The following is a 17,115-nucleotide window of genomic DNA, read 5'->3' as shown; positions in this document are numbered from 1 at the left end:
GGGCGCTATGGTAATAGAAGGCGGCCCTTACGTCACGATACATCTTTACTAAACAGACCCGCGCGCCTGATTTAAAACAAACCCATCTGGCCAGTGATAAGTGTAGCAAAGTCATCATGCAGGAAGGGCAGAATGCCGTCGGCCACCGGCTCGAGCTGGCGCTCAATATAGTGGTCGTAATCAATCGGTGAATGCAGATTCTCCAGCGGCTCCGGCCCCGAGGTGGTCATGACATAGCTTATCCAGCCGCCGTTTTGATACTGCTGTGCGCGGCCTTGGGCCACATTATACTCGTCGGCCAGCCTTGCAGCACGGACGTGCGGCGGCACATTGCGCTCGTAGTCGCTGAGTTTGCGGCGCAGGCGTTTGCGATAAACCAGCCGGCTGTCGAACTCGCCCGCCAGCGTGCTTGCCACGTAATCCCGCACATAGTCCTGATAGGGCTGATTATGGAAAATACGCTGATACAGCGCCTGCTGGAAATCTTGCGCCAGCGGCGTCCAGTCGGTGCGTACCGTTTCCAAACCTTTATAGATGATATGTTCGCCGTCCGGCCCTTGGGTTAATCCGGCATAGCGCTTTTTACTGCCCTGGTCGGAGCCGCGAATGGTCGGCATCAAGAAGCGTTTGAAGTGGGTTTCAAACTCCAGCTCCAGCGCGCTTTCCAGTCCATATTCCTGCTGAAGATGGGCCTTCCACCAGGCATTCACCTGCTCAACAAGGCGGCGGCCAATGGCTCCGGCCTCCTCTTCAGAATGAGCTTTATTCAGCCAGACAAAGGTGGAATCAGTGTCGCCATAAATCACCTGAAAGCCCTCGGCTTCAATCAGTTCGCGGGTTTGGCGCATGATGTCGTGGCCGCGCAGAGTGATGGATGACGCCAGCCTTGGGTCGAAGAAGCGACAGCCGCTGGAACCCAGCACGCCATAAAAGGCGTTCATGATGATTTTCAGCGCCTGCGACAGCGGCTTGTTATTTTGCTGCTTGGCGGTTTCGCGCCCTTGCCAGATTTGCCGGACGATCTCCGGCAGGCAGTGCTTCTCACGGGAAAAATGCGCGCCGCGATAGCCCGGCACGGCGTGTTGCTCGTCGGGCTGCTGCAAGCCCGCGACCAGCCCGACGGGGTCAATCAGGAAGGTGCGGATAATCGACGGATAAAGGCTTTTGTAGTCGAGCACCAGCACGGAATCATACAGGCCGGGGCGGGAGTCCATCACGAAGCCGCCGGGGCTCATTTCCCCTTCGCGTTCGCCCATGTTCGGCGCGACATAGCCGATGCGATGCATGCGCGGTAAATAAAGGTGGGTGAAAGCGGCCACCGAGCCGCCGTGGCGATCGACCGCCAGCCCGGTCACCGAGGCGCGTTCGAGCAGGAAGGGCATCAGCTCGGTTTTAGCAAAAATGCGCGTCACCAGCTCGCAGTCTTTCAGGTTGTAGTGGGCCAGCGCGGGCTTATTTTCGCGAAAACGCTGTTCAATCTCGGCCAGCCGCTGGTAAGGGCTGTCGCTGGCTTTGCCTTCACCGAGCAAAGTTTGCGAGACGTTTTCCAAACTGAAAGAGGAGAAGTTCCAGAAAGCCGATTTCAGTGCTTCAATGCCGTCAATGATCAAACGCCCGGCGGCCGCAGCAAAGAAATGCCCCTGTTTGAAGCCGTGCTCGCGCCATTCTAGGTCGCTGCCGTCGCGGCCAAAACGCAGTGGAATATGGTAGCGCTCGGCGTGTTTTTGCAGCACACGCAGGTCAAACTGCACCACATTCCAGCCGATAATGACGTCAGGATCATAAGCTGCCAGCCACTCATGGAGTTTCTCCAACAGCTTCGGGCGGCTGTCGACATACTCCAGAATGAAGTCGCGCGGAGTATTAGGGTCACCATTCGGCGGCCCGAGCATATAGACGTGGCGTTGGCCGCAGCCTTCAAGGCCAATGCAGTAAAGCTCGCCGTTGCCGCTGGTTTCAATGTCCAGCGAGCAGAGCTTTAGCGGCGGACGATAGGCTTCGGCGGGCTTTATGCGGGTTTCAACCAGCAGATTGTCGCCACTCTGCTGGCCGCTGAACCACACCGGCGCGGTGATGAAGCGCTCCATTAAATAGCGCTCGGGCGGGCGAATATCTGCTTCGAACAGGGTGACTCCCCCTTCTTTAAGCAGTTTTTCCAGCCGCATTAGCTGGCGGTGCTGAGTGCAATACAGCCCGAGTACCGGGCGAGACTGGAAGTCCTGCAAAGGCAACTCGCGCAGGCTGTAGCCTTTCTCACCGACCAGTAGTCGTTCGGCCTGCTCTTGTTGCTCGACCGGCAGAAAAGCCACCGACTCCTGCAAAGGCAAACGCACGCGCTGGGGGCCGCTGTCGGTCGCCAGCCACAGCTCCACCTCCGTACCGCGCGGGGTGTCACGCCAGTGTCGGGTTAACACAAACCCCTGACGTGGCGAGGTGAGCGTCGAAGCGTGCGAAGTGGGTGCGTTGATAAGCGCCTCATTAGGTCGAGTAAAAAAGCAGGGTAGAGCAATATAGTATGGTTATTTATACAGTTCTTGTCCATCGGCGCGGGTTTAAGGCGCATTTAGGCAAATATGCATACAATTCGCCGGTTGACTCACTTTCGCACTGCACTGACAATTCAGCCGCGTAATGTTTTATAAAGCTACACTTATGAATTACTGGACTGAAATGCATTTTGTGAATGTTTTTCATTTATAAAGTATTCAGCCATTTACCTGATAATGCAGGGATGGTCAGCCATTATTTTGACCATGCAAGACGCACATAACACTGGGATTTTATGGAAGCCTATTTACAGCATCTCGTCGCGCAGTCGGTGGGAATTGCACTGATTATCGTTGCGGTGGTGGCGTTTTTTGAATCGCTGGCGCTGGTCGGGTTGATCCTTCCCGGCACCGTCATGATGGCCACTCTGGGCACCTTGATTGGCAGTGGACAGGTTGGCCTGTACGAAGCCTGGCTGGCCGCAGGGCTGGGCTGTTTCGTGGGCGACTGGGCCTCCTATTTCATCGGCCGTCGCTTCAAGGGGCCGCTGCATAACTGGAAGTTCCTGCAACGCTATCAGGCGCTGCTCGACAAAACCGGCAGCGCGCTTGACCGTCACAGCTTCGCGACGGTAATTATCGGCCGCTTTATTGGGCCGACTCGCCCGCTGGTGCCGATGGTTGCCGGGATGCTCAGCCTGCCGCCGTATAAATTTGCTCCGCCGAATATTGTCGGCTGCATCACCTGGCCGCCGGTCTACTTCCTGCCGGGCATTTTGGCGGGCGTGGCGATTGATATCCCCGCCGGGCATAACAGCACGGTGTTCAAGTGGCTGCTGCTGGGCTCTGCCGCCTTGTTGTGGCTGACGGCGTGGTTACTGTGGCGGTGGTTCCGTTCAGATAAAAACAGCGGCGACGCTATGGCGCGCTGGCTGCCTTTGGCGCGAGTGCGCGTGCTCTCCGTGCTTGGCGTGATCGGCACAGCGGTCTGCTTTGTGATGTTGAGCAAGCAGCCCTTAATGCCGGTTTATGGGCATCTGCTGTGGAAAGTGATCACCCGTTAACCCTCTCTCAGCGCAGCGGAATGCCCAAGATCTGGGCTTCTGCTGCACTGCCTTCCACCAGAGCCTGCGTCGGGCCGTCATAGTAGATGCGGCCGTCGACAATCAGCAGCGTGCGTTGCGCCACCCGAACCGCATCATCCAGATTGTGCGACACCATCAGCAGCGTCAGACTGCGCTCCGAGCAGACCTTATCCAGCAAATTGAGCATCTCACTGCGCAAGGCCGGGTCGAGGGCAGAAAATGGCTCATCCAGCAGCAAAATAGGCTGGCTGCGTAACAGGCATCTCGCCAAAGCCACGCGCTGGCGCTGCCCGCCGGAAAGCTGCGAAGGCAGGCGATCCAGACAATCCTCAAGCCCCACCTGCCGGGCGATTTCCAACAATTCTTGCTGCTGCGCGGCGCTCAGTTTCAACCCCGGATGCAGCCCCAGCCCCATGTTCTGGCGCACGGTCAGATGGGAGAACAGGTTGTTCTCCTGAAACAGCATGGAGACCGGGCGCTTGGCCGGTGGCGTTTGGCTATGGTCTTGATCATTAAGCAGAATCTTCCCGCTGGTCGCCGCCAAAAAGCCCGCCGTCAGGCTGAGCAGGGTGCTTTTCCCCGCGCCACTTGGCCCTAGAATGGCGACGCGCTCTCCCGCCTCAATCTGTAAATCAAAGCGCATCGGCAGGTGTTCATACAGGTAAGTCAGTTTATTTAGCGTCAGCATGGCGGCCCGGTAAACGTTCAATCAGGGTGAACAGCAAGAAGCATAGCAGCAGCAATAGCAGCGCGGTCACCGCGCCGTCCTGACTGCGATAAGAGCCAATCTGCTGATAAAGGTAGAAAGGCAGCGTGCGGAAATTCTCATTGCCAAACAGCGCAATGACGCCGAAATCCCCGAGGGAAAGCACGCAAGAGAAGGCCAGCGCCTGGGTTAAAGGGCGTTTCAGCGCGCTGAATTCCACCCAGCGCAGTCGACGCCAGCCGCGCATATCCAGAGACAAACAGAGCAGGCTGTAGCGTTCGGCGACGTCACGCATCGGGTTATCCAGCACCTTCATGGCATAGGGCACCGCCATTAGCGCGTTGGTCATGATAACCAGCGACCATGGCGATTGCGGCAGACCGATGGTGTCGCTGAGCAGTAAGAAGAAGCCGGTCGCCAGCACGATGCCGGGCATCGCCAGAATCAGCATGCCGCTGATATCCAGCGCCTGCGCCCAGCCGCTGCGCTGGCGAAGTCTCAACTCGCGGCTGCTCCACAGCAGCATCATGGTCAGGATCACGCACAATATTCCGCTGCCTGCCGCGATACGCAGAGAGGTCCAAAGAGCCTGCCACAGCGCCGGTTGTTGAAGCACGCTGAGCACGGCGCGGTTGGCACCATCAACCACTACCGCCAGCAGCGGAGGGAGAATAAGCAGCAGCGCGAGGGCGATCAGCAGGGCGTCGCAGCTTCGGCGCAGCAGCGAGTCATTGGGGTCGTACCACTTCTGCGCGTGGGTATGGCCGACCGGCAGCGCGCGGCTGAGTTGCTGGCTTAGCATCACCAGCCCGAGGCAGCACACCAGTTGGATCAGCGCCAGACTGGCGGCGCGGGTTAGGTCATAGTCGTAACTCAGGGCCTGATAAATCGCCAGCTCGATGGTGGTGGCCTGCGGGCCGCCGCCCAAGGAGAGCACGGTGGCAAAGCTGGCGAAGCACAACATAAAGATTAGCGCAGCGGCGGGCAGGATCTGGCGGCGCAGCGCGGGCCATTCGACAAAACGGAACTGCTGCCATGCGTTCATGCCGAGCTGGGCGGCAAGCTGGCGCTGCTCGGTAGCGATGTTTTCCAGCGCCTGAAGCAGCAGGCGGGCGGCCAGCGGCAGGTTAAAGAAGATGTGAGCCAGCAAAATGCCTTTCAGCCCATAGGGCGAGAAGGCGTAATCCACGCCCAACCATTGGCAGAGCTGGGCCAGCCAGCCCTGGCGGCCATAGACGCTGAGAATGCCGAACACCGCAACCAACACCGGCAGCACTAAGGTCATGGCGCACAGGCGCAGCAGGATTTGGCGGCCGAGAAAGCGGCGGCGGAACAGGGCGCGCGCCAGCAGAATCGCGGGCAGCACGGAGAACAGCGCCGACAGCAGCGCCTGCCAGAAGGTGAAGCGAATGACATGCCACAGATAGGCGTCTTGCCACAGCGAGGGGCCAGCTAACTGTGGCGCATGACGCCACAGGGAACCCAGAGCCAGCACGGCCACCGCTAAAATACTCAGGGCGGCGACCATGCCCGGCCATAGCCAGTGGGGGATTAGCGGCTGACGGCGGTTTGCCATGCCTGAATCCATTGACTGCGGTGATCAGCGACGTCTTGCGCGCTGTATTGCAGGGATTTGCTCGGCACGGCCAGCTGACCAAAGGCGGCAGGCAGCTCGGATTTGACCACCGGGTACATCCAGTTGCCGGTCGGGATGGCGTTCTGGAAGCCCGCGCTGGTGACGAATTTGATGAATTTCGTTGCCAGTTCCGGCTGTTTGCTGGCGGCCAACTGCCCTGCTACTTCAACTTGCATATAGTGGCCTTCGCTGAAGTTTGCGGCGGCGTAGTTGTCTTTCTTCTCTTCAATGATGTGATAAGCCGGAGAGGTGGTGTAGCTCAGCACCAGATCACTTTCCCCTTTCAGGAACAGCCCGTAAGCTTCGCTCCAGCCCTTGGTGACGGTGACGGTTTTCTTCGCCAGCTTCTGCCACTCTTGCGGCGCTTTGTCGCCATAGACTTTCTGCATCCACAGCAGCAGGCCGAGGCCCGGCGTGCTGGTGCGCGGGTCTTCGTAAATCACTTTCCAGTTCTGCGGGCTGTTGATCAGCTCATCGAGACTTTTCGGCGGGTTCTTCAGTTTGTTCTTGTCATAGACGAAGGCGAAGTAGCCGTAATCGTAAGGCACGAAGGTTGAGTTGTTCCAGCCACCCGGAATATCCAGTTTGGCCTCGGTAGCCGGGGCTTTGGCGAACAGGCCCGTTTGCTCGGCGGCTTGCAGCAGGTTGTTATCCAGCCCGACCACCACGTCGGCTTGACTATTTTTGCCTTCCATCCGTAAGCGATTGAGCAGCGAGACGCCGTCTTCCAGCGCGACATATTTCAGTTCGCAGCCGCAGTCAGCTTCAAAGGCTTTTTTAATCGCCGGGCCGGGGCCCCAGTCAGCAGCGAATGAGTCATAGGTGTAAACGGTGAGGACAGGCTTGGCGGCGAAGGCCGGGGCGCTCAACAGCAGCAGGAAAGGCAGTAATTTCTTCAACTTTGCACTCCATAAAAGAAAAGGGGCAAAGGATTTTGAGTAAGCAGGCGCAGTCTCAAATCCCTCCGCCGGGGCTAACCGGATCAGGTTCGACGGGTTTATCTCAGCCTTTAAACTTGCTGCGCGGGTGTTGATCGGGCGTCGTGCAGTGCTCGCCATGCTCACGTACTTGAGTACGCTGCGCTGGCTGTGCGCTGGACTTCATCCGCTGAACACTCGCTCGCGGCGTTTAAATAGAGTTCATAAAACAATGAACTTCAGGCACCCCGTTGAGAACGATTGCCATTCTAGAGACTTCGCGCGGCTTGTGGAAGAAGCTTTAGCTGTCGGGCGGCGCGAACCAGGCGGATTTAAAGTCGAACCAGCCGAGGGTGTTCATGCGCACCCCGCGCATGCTGCGCTGTCCCTGTAGCACCAGCCAGTGATGGAACAACGGATGCAGATGGTTATTCTCCACCAACTTTTGCGCCCACTCCGCCATGTTCAACTGTCCGGCGCGCCACTTTGCGCCGTCGGATTTCAGGTCGCAATCCATGCAGTAGTTGATTAACGGCAGCTCAAGCAGGGTAGCAAACAGCGAAAACTCAAGGGGCAGGGTGAAGTTGGCGCTGCCCAGCCAGACATCGCTTTTCGCTTCCCCTCTGTGCCAACTGGCGTAATCCACCACCTGAATGTTGAGCTTCACCCCGTGCGCCGCCAGCAGAGGCGTAATGGCCTTGCTGATTGCCTGATGCTCCGAGTGCTCGCTGTAGTAAGTCAGGGTTATCTCCCGCAGGTGGGCGGGCTTGGGATGCGGAAGGTGGGTCTGCAGGTGGTGCCAGCGCGGCAGCAGGCCAAAGGCGGGTGCCCAGTAGCGCTGGTAAATGGTCTCGGTGGCGTTGAGCAGGGCAATCGGGCTGAGTAACTCGCTGAGCCACAGGCGGCTGGCTTCGTCACTGCCGATAGGCGAACGCTGGTCATAAAGCAGAAAATAGCAGCCTTCCTCAAGGCGGCTTTCCGGCTCGCTGTCGCCAGATTCGTCGGCCTGCAGCTGGACGCCGGAATGCACCAAGTCCTCGGTGAGTTCCGGCAGAACCCAAATATTGACTTCATCAATCAGCGCGCGAAAACCGAAATACTCGTCAAAGGCGCGAATGCGTAGCTGGGTATTTTGGTTGAGCACCACGGCGTAGGGGCCGGTGCCGACAGGGTGACGGGCAAAGTCCGGCATTGACGCCCACTCTTGCGGCAAAATCATGGCGTGAACGTTGCCCAGCAGCCACGGCAGCCACTTGTCGGTCGAGGTGAGATGAATGTCGATGACGTTGAGCGTCGGCGACGTCACGGATGAGAAGTGCGCGAACAGCGGATGGGTGCTCAGCCGGGCAAAGCTGCTGATGATATCCGCCATGTTCAGCTCGCGGCCGTGGTGGAAGTGAATGGCCGGGCGCAGATAAAAACGCCAGTGCAGCGGGGAGATCTGCTGCCAGTGGTGAGCTAAATCGCCTTCCAGTTCCCCATTTTCCTCATTTATGCGCGTCAGGCCGCTGAAGATTTGCCGGGCGATATGGGTTTCTGAACGCCGCAGCATGGTGCCGGGCAGCAGATTGAGCAGCGGGCGATAGTAGAGCACGCGCAGGATATGTTTCCCCTGACGAAAGCTGCGGCCCAGCTGAGAAATCAGCATCTGGCGCACGGCCTTTTTGTCGCCGACCAGCTGCACCAGCTGATCGATTTTATCCTCTTCTAATAGCTCTTCGGCCCGCTGTTGCTGGAGTGCCAGTCCGGTATAGAGAAAGCTCAGTGTAGATCGTTTTCCGCGACCGGCCTCGGCCTGCCAGTTGATCCAACCCTGCTCCTGCATGGTAGTGAGCAAGGATCGCATATGGCGGCGCGAGCAGTTCATCACCACGGAAAGCGCCTGCAAAGTGGTGTGCGTCTCTTCCCCGTGGCAGCTTTGCCAGAGGCGAATGAACTGCTGTTGCAAACGCGGTGATGACATAAAAGAGGAACTCCAAGTGCTGTTTTCATCAATTTATCTTTCCTCATATTACTCCGATACTGTTTAGCAACAAAGGCGTGATGCACATACCCCGGAGGTCAGCATGCAAGGTCTTTTAAATCGAGATTTTTTCCAGCGCTATTTCCGCGCGGTCGCCCCAAAAAGCGCGCCAGCCGAGTGGTTGAACTGGGTGCCGCAAGAGTATCGCGTTGCCACGCTGACTCAGCTAATGCAGTGGGATATCGACGAGATGAGCGACGAGCAGTACCGCAAACATACCTAAGTCTGGCCTGAACTTAAGCGGCTTCAGGCTGGCTAAAACGATTTCTGAGTAATGGTGTATTGTCACCAGCCAGTGGGGTAACTCACTGGTTTTTTTATTTTAAAACGCGGCTACACTGAGGGTTGTTTACCTGCCTTCGACCACTCTGGGATGGCTCATGCTTACGCGTCGTATCAATTCAATCTATGCCACTTTTCTGACCGTTTCCCTGCTGTGCGGCATTGCCGGGGCATTACAGGCACCTACTCTAAGCCTGTTTTTGACCAACGAAGTGAAGGTCAGGCCGATGTGGGTTGGGCTGTTTTATACGGTGAATGCCATCGCGGGCATTGCCGTCAGCTTCCTGCTGGCCAATCGCTCGGATAAGAAGGGCGACCGCCGAAAGCTACTGCTACTTTGCTGCGTGATGGCGGTGGGCAACGCGCTGGTTTTTGCCTTTAGCCGCGACTATTTAGTGCTGATCACCGTCGGCGTGCTGCTGGCGGCGATTGCCAATACTTCGATGCCGCAGCTGTTTGCGCTGGCCCGCGAGCACGCGGATCGCTCCGCCAGCGAAGTGGTAATGTTCAGCTCAACAATGCGCGCCATGCTGTCGCTGGCCTGGGTGCTCGGCCCACCGCTCTCCTTTATGCTTGCGCTCAATTACGGCTTCACGCTGATGTATCTCAGCGCGGCGGCGGTGTATATCGCCAGTATCCTGATGATTTGGCTGTTTCTGCCGTCGGTGCCACGCGTGGAGCAGCCGGTGGATAATGCCGAGGTGGCGGTGAGCGCGTGGCGCAATCGGGATGTCAGGCTGCTGTTTTTCGCGTCGTTATTGATGTGGACCTGCAATCTGATGTATGTGATTGATATGCCGCTGTATATCGCGCGCGATCTGGGTCTGCCAGAAGGCTTAGCCGGGCTGCTGATGGGCACGGCGGCGGGGATTGAGATCCCGGCGATGCTGATTGCGGGCACTTTGGTGAAACGCTGGGGCAAGCGCCGCCTGATGCTGGTGGCCGCCGTCAACGGCGTGCTGTTCTATGCCGGGTTGGTGCTGTTCGAGGCGAAAACCGCGCTGATCCTGCTGCAACTGTTCAATGCGATATTCATCGGCATTATTGCGGGCATCGGCATGCTCTATTTTCAAGACTTAATGCCCGGTCGGGCTGGGTCGGCGACCACGCTGTTTACCAATAGTATTTCGACCGGCGTGATTTTCGCCGGGCTGCTGCAAGGCACTATCGTGGAGAACTTCGGCCATTATCCGGTCTATTGGGCGATCACCCTGTTATCCCTACTGGCGTTTGGCCTGATGTGGAGAGTCAAAGACGTGTGAGCTGAGTCATCGGCAATAAAAAACCCGCGAAATTCGCGGGTTTTTTTATCAGACGGCTCAGCCATTACTTCATGAATGCGGGCTGTTTGTTCTCGTAAGTAGAGATATTAGCTTCGTGTTGCAAGGTCAGTCCAATGCTGTCTAAGCCATTGATCATGCAGTGGCGGCGGAAACTGTCGATTTCAAACGCGTAGCTTTTGCCACCGGCGTTGACCACCTGCTTTTCCAGATCCACCTCGAACGTGATGCCTTCGTTAGCTTCAACCAGTTTGAACAACTCATCCACTTGCTCATCGCTCAGGGTGATAGGCAGCAGCTGGTTGTTGAACGAGTTACCGTAGAAAATATCGGCAAAGCTTGGGGCGATCACGGCGTGGAAACCGTAGTCAGTCAGCGCCCAAGGAGCGTGCTCACGAGATGAGCCGCAGCCGAAGTTTTCACGCGCCAGCAGGATGCTCGCCCCTTTGTAACGCGGCTTATTCAGCACGAAATCAGGGTTAGGCTGCTGCCCTGCGTCGTCCAAGAAACGCCAGTCGTTGAACAGGTGCTGGCCGAAACCGGTACGGGTCACTTTCTGCAAAAACTGCTTAGGAATGATGGCATCGGTATCGACGTTAGCCGCATCCAGCGGAACCACCAGACCAGTATGTTGGGTGAATTTAGTCATGATGGATTCCTTAGTTCAGTTCACGAATATCAGCGAAACGGCCAGTGACCGCGGCGGCAGCTGCCATTGCCGGGCTCACCAAATGAGTACGACCGCCGCGACCCTGACGACCCTCGAAGTTACGGTTGCTGGTGGAAGCACAACGCTCGCCCGGATTCAGACGGTCATTGTTCATCGCCAGGCACATTGAGCAGCCCGGCAAACGCCATTCGAAACCGGCTTCGATGAAGATCTTATCCAAACCTTCTTCTTCCGCCTGCGCTTTCACCGGGCCGGAGCCTGGCACCACGATAGCCTGCACGCCGCTGGCGACTTTGCGGCCTTTGGCAATGGCCGCAGCTGCGCGTAAATCTTCAATACGTGAGTTGGTGCAAGAGCCGATAAACACTTTGTCGATGGAGACGTCGGTCAACTTAATGCCCGGCTGCAAGTCCATATAAGCCAACGCTTTTTCAGCTGACGCGCGTTCTACCGGGTCGCTGAAAGAGGATGGGTTAGGGATAACCTGATTCACCGCCATCACCTGGCCTGGGTTGGTGCCCCAAGTGACCTGAGGCGCGATGTCCGCCGCGTTCAGGGTGACAGTGGTGTCGAACGTGGCGTTTTCGTCGGTTTTCAGCGTCTTCCAGTAAGCCACGGCTTCATCCCAGTCTTGGCCTTTCGGCGCGAACTGGCGGCCTTTCAAGTAAGCGAAGGTGGTTTCATCGGCGGCAACCAAGCCCGCTTTAGCGCCCATTTCAATAGCCATGTTGCACAGGGTCATACGACCTTCCATGCTCAAGGCTTCAATCGCTTTACCGCAGAACTCGACCACGTGACCCGTACCGCCCGCGCTGCCGGTTTTACCAATGACGGCCAGCACGATGTCTTTGGCGGTGATGCCTGCCGGAGCGTCGCCAGTCACTTCGATTTTCATGGTTTTCGCACGACCCTGCTTCAGGGTTTGCGTCGCCAAAACGTGTTCAACTTCAGAGGTGCCGATACCGAAGGCCAATGAGCCGAAAGCGCCGTGCGTGGCGGTGTGGGAGTCGCCGCACACGATGGTCATGCCCGGCAAGGTCATGCCTTGCTCAGGTCCAATAACGTGGACGATGCCTTGGAACGGGTGGTTCAGGTCGTACAACTGCACGCCGAACTCAGCACAGTTCTTGATCAGTTCCTGCATCTGGATGCGGGCCATTTCGCCACTGGCATTGATGTCTTTGGTCTGCGTCGAGACGTTGTGGTCCATGGTGGCGAAGGTTTTGCCCGGCTGGCGCACCTGACGGCCCTTGGCACGCAGGCCGTCGAACGCCTGCGGGGAGGTCACTTCGTGCACCAAATGACGGTCGATATACAGCAATGGAGTTTCGTTTGGCGCTTCGTACACCACGTGCGCATCAAACAATTTCTGATATAAAGTCTTCGCCATGTTATGCCCCTTCTGCCACGAAGCGGGCAATAATGTCGCCCATTTCGTTGGTGCCAATTGCGTTACCGCTGTTGGCCAAATCGCCTGTGCGATGGCCTGCCTCTAATGCTTTATTTACTGCTTGCTCGATAGCGTCCGCCGCGTCGTCAGCACCGAGGCTGTAGCGCAGCAGCAGGGCTGCGGAGAGGATTTGCGCAATCGGGTTAGCGATATCTTTGCCCGCGATATCTGGCGCAGAGCCGCCAGCCGGTTCGAACAAGCCGAAGGCCTGCTCGTTCATGCTCGCCGATGGCAACATGCCCATGGAGCCGGTGATCATCGCGCACTCGTCAGACAAAATGTCGCCGAACAGGTTGGAGCACAGCAGCACGTCGAACTGCGACGGGTCTTTGATCAGCTGCATGGTGGCGTTGTCGATGTACATGTGGCTCAGGCTGACGTCCGGGTAATCTTTGGCGATTTCGTTAACCACTTCGCGCCACATAATGGAGGTTTGCAGCACGTTAGCTTTATCAATTGACGTCACTTTGCTGCGGCGTTTGCGGGCAGATTCAAAGGCGATGCGGGCAATACGTTCGATTTCGAAACGGTAATAAACTTCGGTATCGAAGGCTTTTTCGTGCATGCCTTGGCCTTCGCGACCTTTAGGCTGACCGAAGTAGATGCCGCCGGTCAGTTCGCGCACGCACAGAATGTCGAAACCTTTTGCGGCGATGTCGGCACGCAGCGGGCAGAACTCTTCCAAACCTTGATACAGGCGGGCAGGGCGCAGGTTGCTGAACAGCTTGAAGTGCTTACGCAGCGGCAATAACGCGCCGCGCTCTGGCTGATCGTTTGGTGGCAGGTGTTCCCATTTCGGGCCACCCACTGAGCCGAACAAGATAGCGTCCGCTTGTTCACAACCGGCAACGGTGGCCGGTGGCAATGGGCTGCCGTGCTTGTCGATAGCTGCGCCGCCAACGTCGTATTCGCTGGTGCTGATTTTCAGGCCAAAGCGCTGACGTACCGCGTCCAACACTTTATACGCCTGTTGCATTACTTCCGGGCCAATGCCGTCGCCGGGTAAGACGGCAATATGATGGGTCTTGCTCATGTTCACACCGTTTCCTGATTGTTTTGTTTTTCGGTTTGCAGGCGCTGTTTTTCAATTTCTACCTGCTTGCTGCGCCAAATGCTGTTCAATACGTGGACCATCGCTTTCGCGGAGGATTCGACGATGTCGGTCGCCAGACCTACACCGTGGAAACGGCGTCCATTAAAGGAAACCACTACGTCCACTTGGCCTAATGCGTCGCGGCCATGGCCTTTGGCAGTCAGTTGATATTTGACCAGTTCGATCTGGTAGCCAGTAATACGGTTGATTGCCTGATAGACCGCGTCTACCGGGCCGTTACCTGTCGCGGCTTCGGTTTTGATCTCTTCGCCACAGGCTAAGTTCACAGAGGCGGCGGCGGTGATGCTGGAACCTGACTGCACGCTGAAGTTGTCCAGACGATAGAACTCAGGCTCTTCTTGCTGTTTATTGATGAACACCAGCGCTTCTAAGTCGTAGTCGAAAACCTGACCTTTTTTATCAGCCAGCTTCAAGAACGCGGCATACAGATGATCCAAATTATAGTCGGATTCTTTGTAGCCCATCTCTTCCATACGGTGTTTGACCGCGGCGCGACCGGAGCGTGAAGTCAGGTTCAATTGAATCTGGTTCAGACCGATAGACTCTGGGGTCATGATTTCGTAGTTTTCGCGATTCTTCAGCACGCCGTCCTGATGAATACCGGAGGAGTGGGCGAAGGCGTTAGAGCCAACAATCGCTTTGTTGCCTGGGATTGGCATGTTGGTGATTTGGCTGACAATCTGGCTGGTGCGGTAAATTTCTTTGTGATTGATATTGGTATGGACATTCATGTACTCGGAGCGAGTGCGGATAGCCATAATCACTTCTTCCAGCGCGGTGTTACCTGCGCGCTCACCGATACCGTTTAATGTGCCTTCCACCTGACGCGCACCGGCCTGAATTGCCGCGATGGAGTTGCCGACGGCCATGCCCAAGTCATCGTGGCAGTGTACTGAAATAATGGCTTTATCAATGTTTGGCACGCGCTCATACAAATTAGTAATGATGCCGCCGAACTGTGTTGGCGTGGTGTAACCCACGGTGTCAGGAATGTTGATGGTGGTAGCACCGGCCTTGATGGCGGCTTCCACGACGCGGCACAGGTTATCCAGTGGCGTACGGCCCGCATCTTCACAAGAGAATTCAACGTCATCGGTATAGTTACGTGCACGTTTTACTGAGTGCACGGCCATGTCCAATACTTGGTCGAAAGAGCGCTTTAATTTTGATTCAATGTGCAGGGTAGAGGTTGCCAAGAACACGTGGATACGGAAGGCTTCGGCGACGCGCAATGCTTCAGCGGCGGCATCGATATCCCCATCAACGCAGCGCGCCAGACCACAAACGCGGCTGTTTTTGATTTGGCGAGCAATGGTCTGCACAGATTCGAAGTCGCCCGGAGACGAAACTGGGAAGCCGACTTCCATTACGTCGACGCCCATTCTTTCCAGCGCAATCGCAATCTGCAACTTATCTTTGACGCTCAGGCTTGCTTGTAACGCCTGTTCACCGTCACGCAGCGTGGTATCGAAAATAATGACTTGTTCGCTCATGGTAGATTCCTTGTCTGTTTTACTTTCACGCCGTGGAGGTAAAAAAAAACCCGCGCATCGGCGCGGGTTTAGTGTCTGTGGAAGTTGAAATCAGTTCTGATTTTCGCCCACTGGCATACCGCGCAAGATTTCTGCGTTGAATAGTAGGCCTAGTAGACGAGTAGTAGTGAACATGGGTTTCAGCTTCTCTTAAATTTCGTGTTGAATCGGAGGTTGTTTTAACCGTTGCCTAAATTGATACGTGAATGTGCGTGGCGTGTCAACCGTTGGAATAGCTTCACTATTTAATTAGCAATGAATGAGATTGACTCTCATTTGGTGAAAAATTCTGCTAAATACTTATTGGCCGAAGTAATCGATTTTGACACGCTGATTTTCAACCAAATGGCCAACATCCGGCTTTCTTAACTGATTAAGCGCGCGTTTTAAGGCTATTTTAATTGAAAATCATAGAGTTGGGTCTTGTTGCGAATTACTTAATTAATAATTCTATTTTCGTATATTGTGAGGATATCTATTTTGTAGTTTTATATCATTCGATTTAAATAATGAATGATAGAAATTAATTCATTTTTAATATCACTTGAGTCTTCATAAGGTATTGGCATTTTTATAATCATTCCCCTTATAAAGACGCCTGTTTTATTGTCATTGTTCTGGTTAATAAGCAAAGCTTAAAAACAAGTAATTATTGATTTTTTATTTTAAAAGACTTCGGGGGAATTATGGCTGTTAATTTAATCGACGAGCAACAAGATACCACCAATGCCGCAGGAAGTTTGCGTAACGCAGACCTTAATTTACTCACCGTATTTGATGCTGTGATGCAGTTACAGAATATTACCCGCGCCTCTGAGTTGCTGGGGATGTCACAGCCTGCGGTAAGTAACGCGGTGTCGCGTTTAAAGATTATGTTCAATGACGATCTCTTTGTTCGGTACGGAAGAGGTATTCAGCCGACGACGCGAGCGAAACAACTTTTTGGCCCTATTCGCCAGGCATTGCAAATTGTCATGAATGAGCTGCCGGGCGCAGGTTTTGACGTCAGAACCAGTAACCGCCAATTTAACGTCGCGCTCTGTAGCCCTCTGGATATCAGACTTACCGCGAATATTCTCAACAGTCTTGAGGATGTCACCTCCTCCGTGGGGATCAAATTCCAGACGATAGTCCCAGATAATATTGAGCATCAGCTGCGTTATCAAAATATCGAATTTGTTATTAGCTATCGCCGCTTTGAGGGCAGCGATTTTTGTAATCAGGAATTATTCACTGATGAGCTGGTTTTAGTTTGCGCGCAGAACCATCCGCGAATTAGCCCGCACATGCCTGACGAAAGATATCTCCGTGAACAACATGCGGTGGTTATGTTAGATCGCCACTCATTCTATTTACCTTATTATGACTCTTCTGAAATACAGTCTTTAATTGCGTTTCAGGGAACTGACCTTAATAGCGTGATGAATATTGTTGCCCGCACCCAAATGGTTGCCTTGGTACCAAGTTGGTTAGCTCATGCAAATGCGGGAATTTTAAATCTCAATATTATCCCTGTGCCATGGTTGAAAAATAAACTGCCTTGCTATTTGTCCTGGCACGAATCATCCAGTAAAGACAAAGGGAATATGTGGCTAAAAACTCTTCTAGAAGAGAGCGCCGCCCTATAGCCCCTAAGCCAGTGCGGGTTCAGGGAGGAAACCGACTCACCCTGTTTTATTTCAAAAAACGCGGGTTCCTCCCCCTTCAACATAGATGCAATCACTGGTTTTGTTTCTAAAAATAGTTTTTTACTCTGCGTGGAAAGTGGCAGTTGCTGGCGTCTTTTCACCTGCGGAATTGGTAACATTTTCTTTCACCGCTTTTGGTCATTTCTCATTTCCCTGCCATTCTTGAATAATAATTTGTTTGTCTGCTGACCATCCCTCGGTAGACTGCGCGAATTGTTAATAACGGTAAGCAATTTTTATGCCCCA

General features: G+C 55.1%; 13 protein-coding genes. 4 read left to right on the top strand and 9 right to left on the bottom strand.

All coding sequences use genetic code 11. The features are described from left to right. Positions 1–71: 71 nt before the first annotated feature. Positions 72–2,468 (bottom strand): DNA polymerase II, encoded by a 2,397-nt coding sequence (locus ACT3RT_RS10640; protein WP_496203050.1) that lies wholly within the window; start codon positions 2,466–2,468, stop codon positions 72–74. A 314-nt stretch (positions 2,469–2,782) separates the two neighbouring features. Between ACT3RT_RS10640 and ACT3RT_RS10635 the strand changes: the two genes are divergently transcribed. Continuing rightward, positions 2,783–3,550, top strand: coding sequence for a DedA family protein (locus ACT3RT_RS10635; protein ID WP_185688587.1), 768 nt, complete (start codon positions 2,783–2,785; stop codon positions 3,548–3,550). Positions 3,551–3,557: 7 nt separating this feature from the next. On the opposite strand, the gene thiQ is transcribed toward ACT3RT_RS10635, so the two are convergent. From thiQ to sgrR, 4 genes are all read right to left on the bottom strand, one after another. Continuing rightward, positions 3,558–4,259, bottom strand: a complete 702-nt coding sequence (gene thiQ / locus ACT3RT_RS10630) for a thiamine ABC transporter ATP-binding protein ThiQ (protein WP_485903085.1) — start codon at positions 4,257–4,259, stop codon at positions 3,558–3,560. Next, positions 4,243–5,853: a thiamine/thiamine pyrophosphate ABC transporter permease ThiP gene (gene thiP, locus ACT3RT_RS10625; protein ID WP_496202955.1), complete on the bottom strand. Its 1,611-nt coding sequence runs from the start codon at positions 5,851–5,853 to the stop codon at positions 4,243–4,245. Before thiP ends, thiQ begins: the two co-directional genes overlap by 17 nt. Beyond that, positions 5,829–6,812: a thiamine ABC transporter substrate binding subunit gene (gene thiB / locus ACT3RT_RS10620; RefSeq protein ID WP_496202954.1), complete on the bottom strand. Its 984-nt coding sequence runs from the start codon at positions 6,810–6,812 to the stop codon at positions 5,829–5,831. Before thiB ends, thiP begins: the two co-directional genes overlap by 25 nt. Before the next feature lie 319 nt (positions 6,813–7,131). Beyond that, positions 7,132–8,793 (bottom strand): HTH-type transcriptional regulator SgrR, encoded by a 1,662-nt coding sequence (gene sgrR / locus ACT3RT_RS10615; protein ID WP_496202953.1) that lies wholly within the window; start codon positions 8,791–8,793, stop codon positions 7,132–7,134. Between the two features lie 103 nt (positions 8,794–8,896). On the opposite strand from sgrR, the gene sgrT reads away from it, so the two are divergent. Together sgrT and ACT3RT_RS10605 are read left to right on the top strand one after the other, a co-directional pair. After that, positions 8,897–9,076 (top strand): glucose uptake inhibitor SgrT, encoded by a 180-nt coding sequence (gene sgrT, locus ACT3RT_RS10610; protein WP_353500982.1) that lies wholly within the window; start codon positions 8,897–8,899, stop codon positions 9,074–9,076. Positions 9,077–9,233: 157 nt separating this feature from the next. Further along, positions 9,234–10,397, top strand: coding sequence for an MFS transporter (locus ACT3RT_RS10605; RefSeq protein ID WP_496202952.1), 1,164 nt, complete (start codon positions 9,234–9,236; stop codon positions 10,395–10,397). Positions 10,398–10,461: 64 nt separating this feature from the next. On the opposite strand, the gene leuD is transcribed toward ACT3RT_RS10605, so the two are convergent. The 4 genes from leuD to leuA are packed head-to-tail and all read right to left on the bottom strand — an operon-like array spanning position 10,462 to position 15,142. Further along, positions 10,462–11,067 (bottom strand): 3-isopropylmalate dehydratase small subunit, encoded by a 606-nt coding sequence (gene leuD / locus ACT3RT_RS10600; protein WP_353503896.1) that lies wholly within the window; start codon positions 11,065–11,067, stop codon positions 10,462–10,464. 7 nt (positions 11,068–11,074) lie between these two features. After that, a complete protein-coding gene (gene leuC / locus ACT3RT_RS10595) occupies positions 11,075–12,475 on the bottom strand; it encodes a 3-isopropylmalate dehydratase large subunit (protein ID WP_185688581.1) in 1,401 nt (466 codons plus the stop codon). A gap of 1 nt (position 12,476) precedes the next feature. Then, positions 12,477–13,568, bottom strand: coding sequence for a 3-isopropylmalate dehydrogenase (leuB, locus tag ACT3RT_RS10590; protein ID WP_485903089.1), 1,092 nt, complete (start codon positions 13,566–13,568; stop codon positions 12,477–12,479). A 2-nt stretch (positions 13,569–13,570) separates the two neighbouring features. After that, positions 13,571–15,142 carry a 2-isopropylmalate synthase gene (leuA, locus tag ACT3RT_RS10585; RefSeq protein ID WP_034787141.1) on the bottom strand — a complete coding sequence of 524 codons (1,572 nt, stop codon included), beginning with the start codon at positions 15,140–15,142 and terminating at the stop codon, positions 13,571–13,573. Positions 15,143–15,864: 722 nt separating this feature from the next. Between leuA and leuO the strand changes: the two genes are divergently transcribed. Further along, complete coding sequence (leuO, locus tag ACT3RT_RS10580; protein ID WP_485903144.1) at positions 15,865–16,809, top strand: transcriptional regulator LeuO; 945 nt, start codon at positions 15,865–15,867, stop codon at positions 16,807–16,809. Positions 16,810–17,115 lie beyond the last annotated feature (306 nt).

The organism is Ewingella sp. AOP9-I1-14, from assembly GCF_052375995.1.
Classification (GTDB): domain Bacteria; phylum Pseudomonadota; class Gammaproteobacteria; order Enterobacterales; family Enterobacteriaceae; genus Ewingella; species Ewingella allii.
Note: the sequence above shows the minus strand (reverse complement) of the source record. Positions and strands in the feature narration are given on the sequence as shown.

Bases quoted from the DNA above. Each gene is read 5' to 3' on its own strand.
- leuA (WP_034787141.1), bottom strand. From the start codon at position 15,142: ATGAGCGAACAAGTCATTATTTTCGATACCACGCTGCGTGACGGTGAA.
- ACT3RT_RS10605 (WP_496202952.1), top strand. From the start codon at position 9,234: ATGCTTACGCGTCGTATCAATTCAATCTATGCCACTTTTCTGACCGTT.
- leuB (WP_485903089.1), bottom strand. From the start codon at position 13,568: ATGAGCAAGACCCATCATATTGCCGTCTTACCCGGCGACGGCATTGGC.
- leuC (WP_185688581.1), bottom strand. From the start codon at position 12,475: ATGGCGAAGACTTTATATCAGAAATTGTTTGATGCGCACGTGGTGTAC.
- sgrT (WP_353500982.1), top strand. From the start codon at position 8,897: ATGCAAGGTCTTTTAAATCGAGATTTTTTCCAGCGCTATTTCCGCGCG.
- sgrR (WP_496202953.1), bottom strand. From the start codon at position 8,793: ATGTCATCACCGCGTTTGCAACAGCAGTTCATTCGCCTCTGGCAAAGC.
- ACT3RT_RS10635 (WP_185688587.1), top strand. From the start codon at position 2,783: ATGGAAGCCTATTTACAGCATCTCGTCGCGCAGTCGGTGGGAATTGCA.
- thiQ (WP_485903085.1), bottom strand. From the start codon at position 4,259: ATGCTGACGCTAAATAAACTGACTTACCTGTATGAACACCTGCCGATG.
- thiP (WP_496202955.1), bottom strand. From the start codon at position 5,853: ATGGCAAACCGCCGTCAGCCGCTAATCCCCCACTGGCTATGGCCGGGC.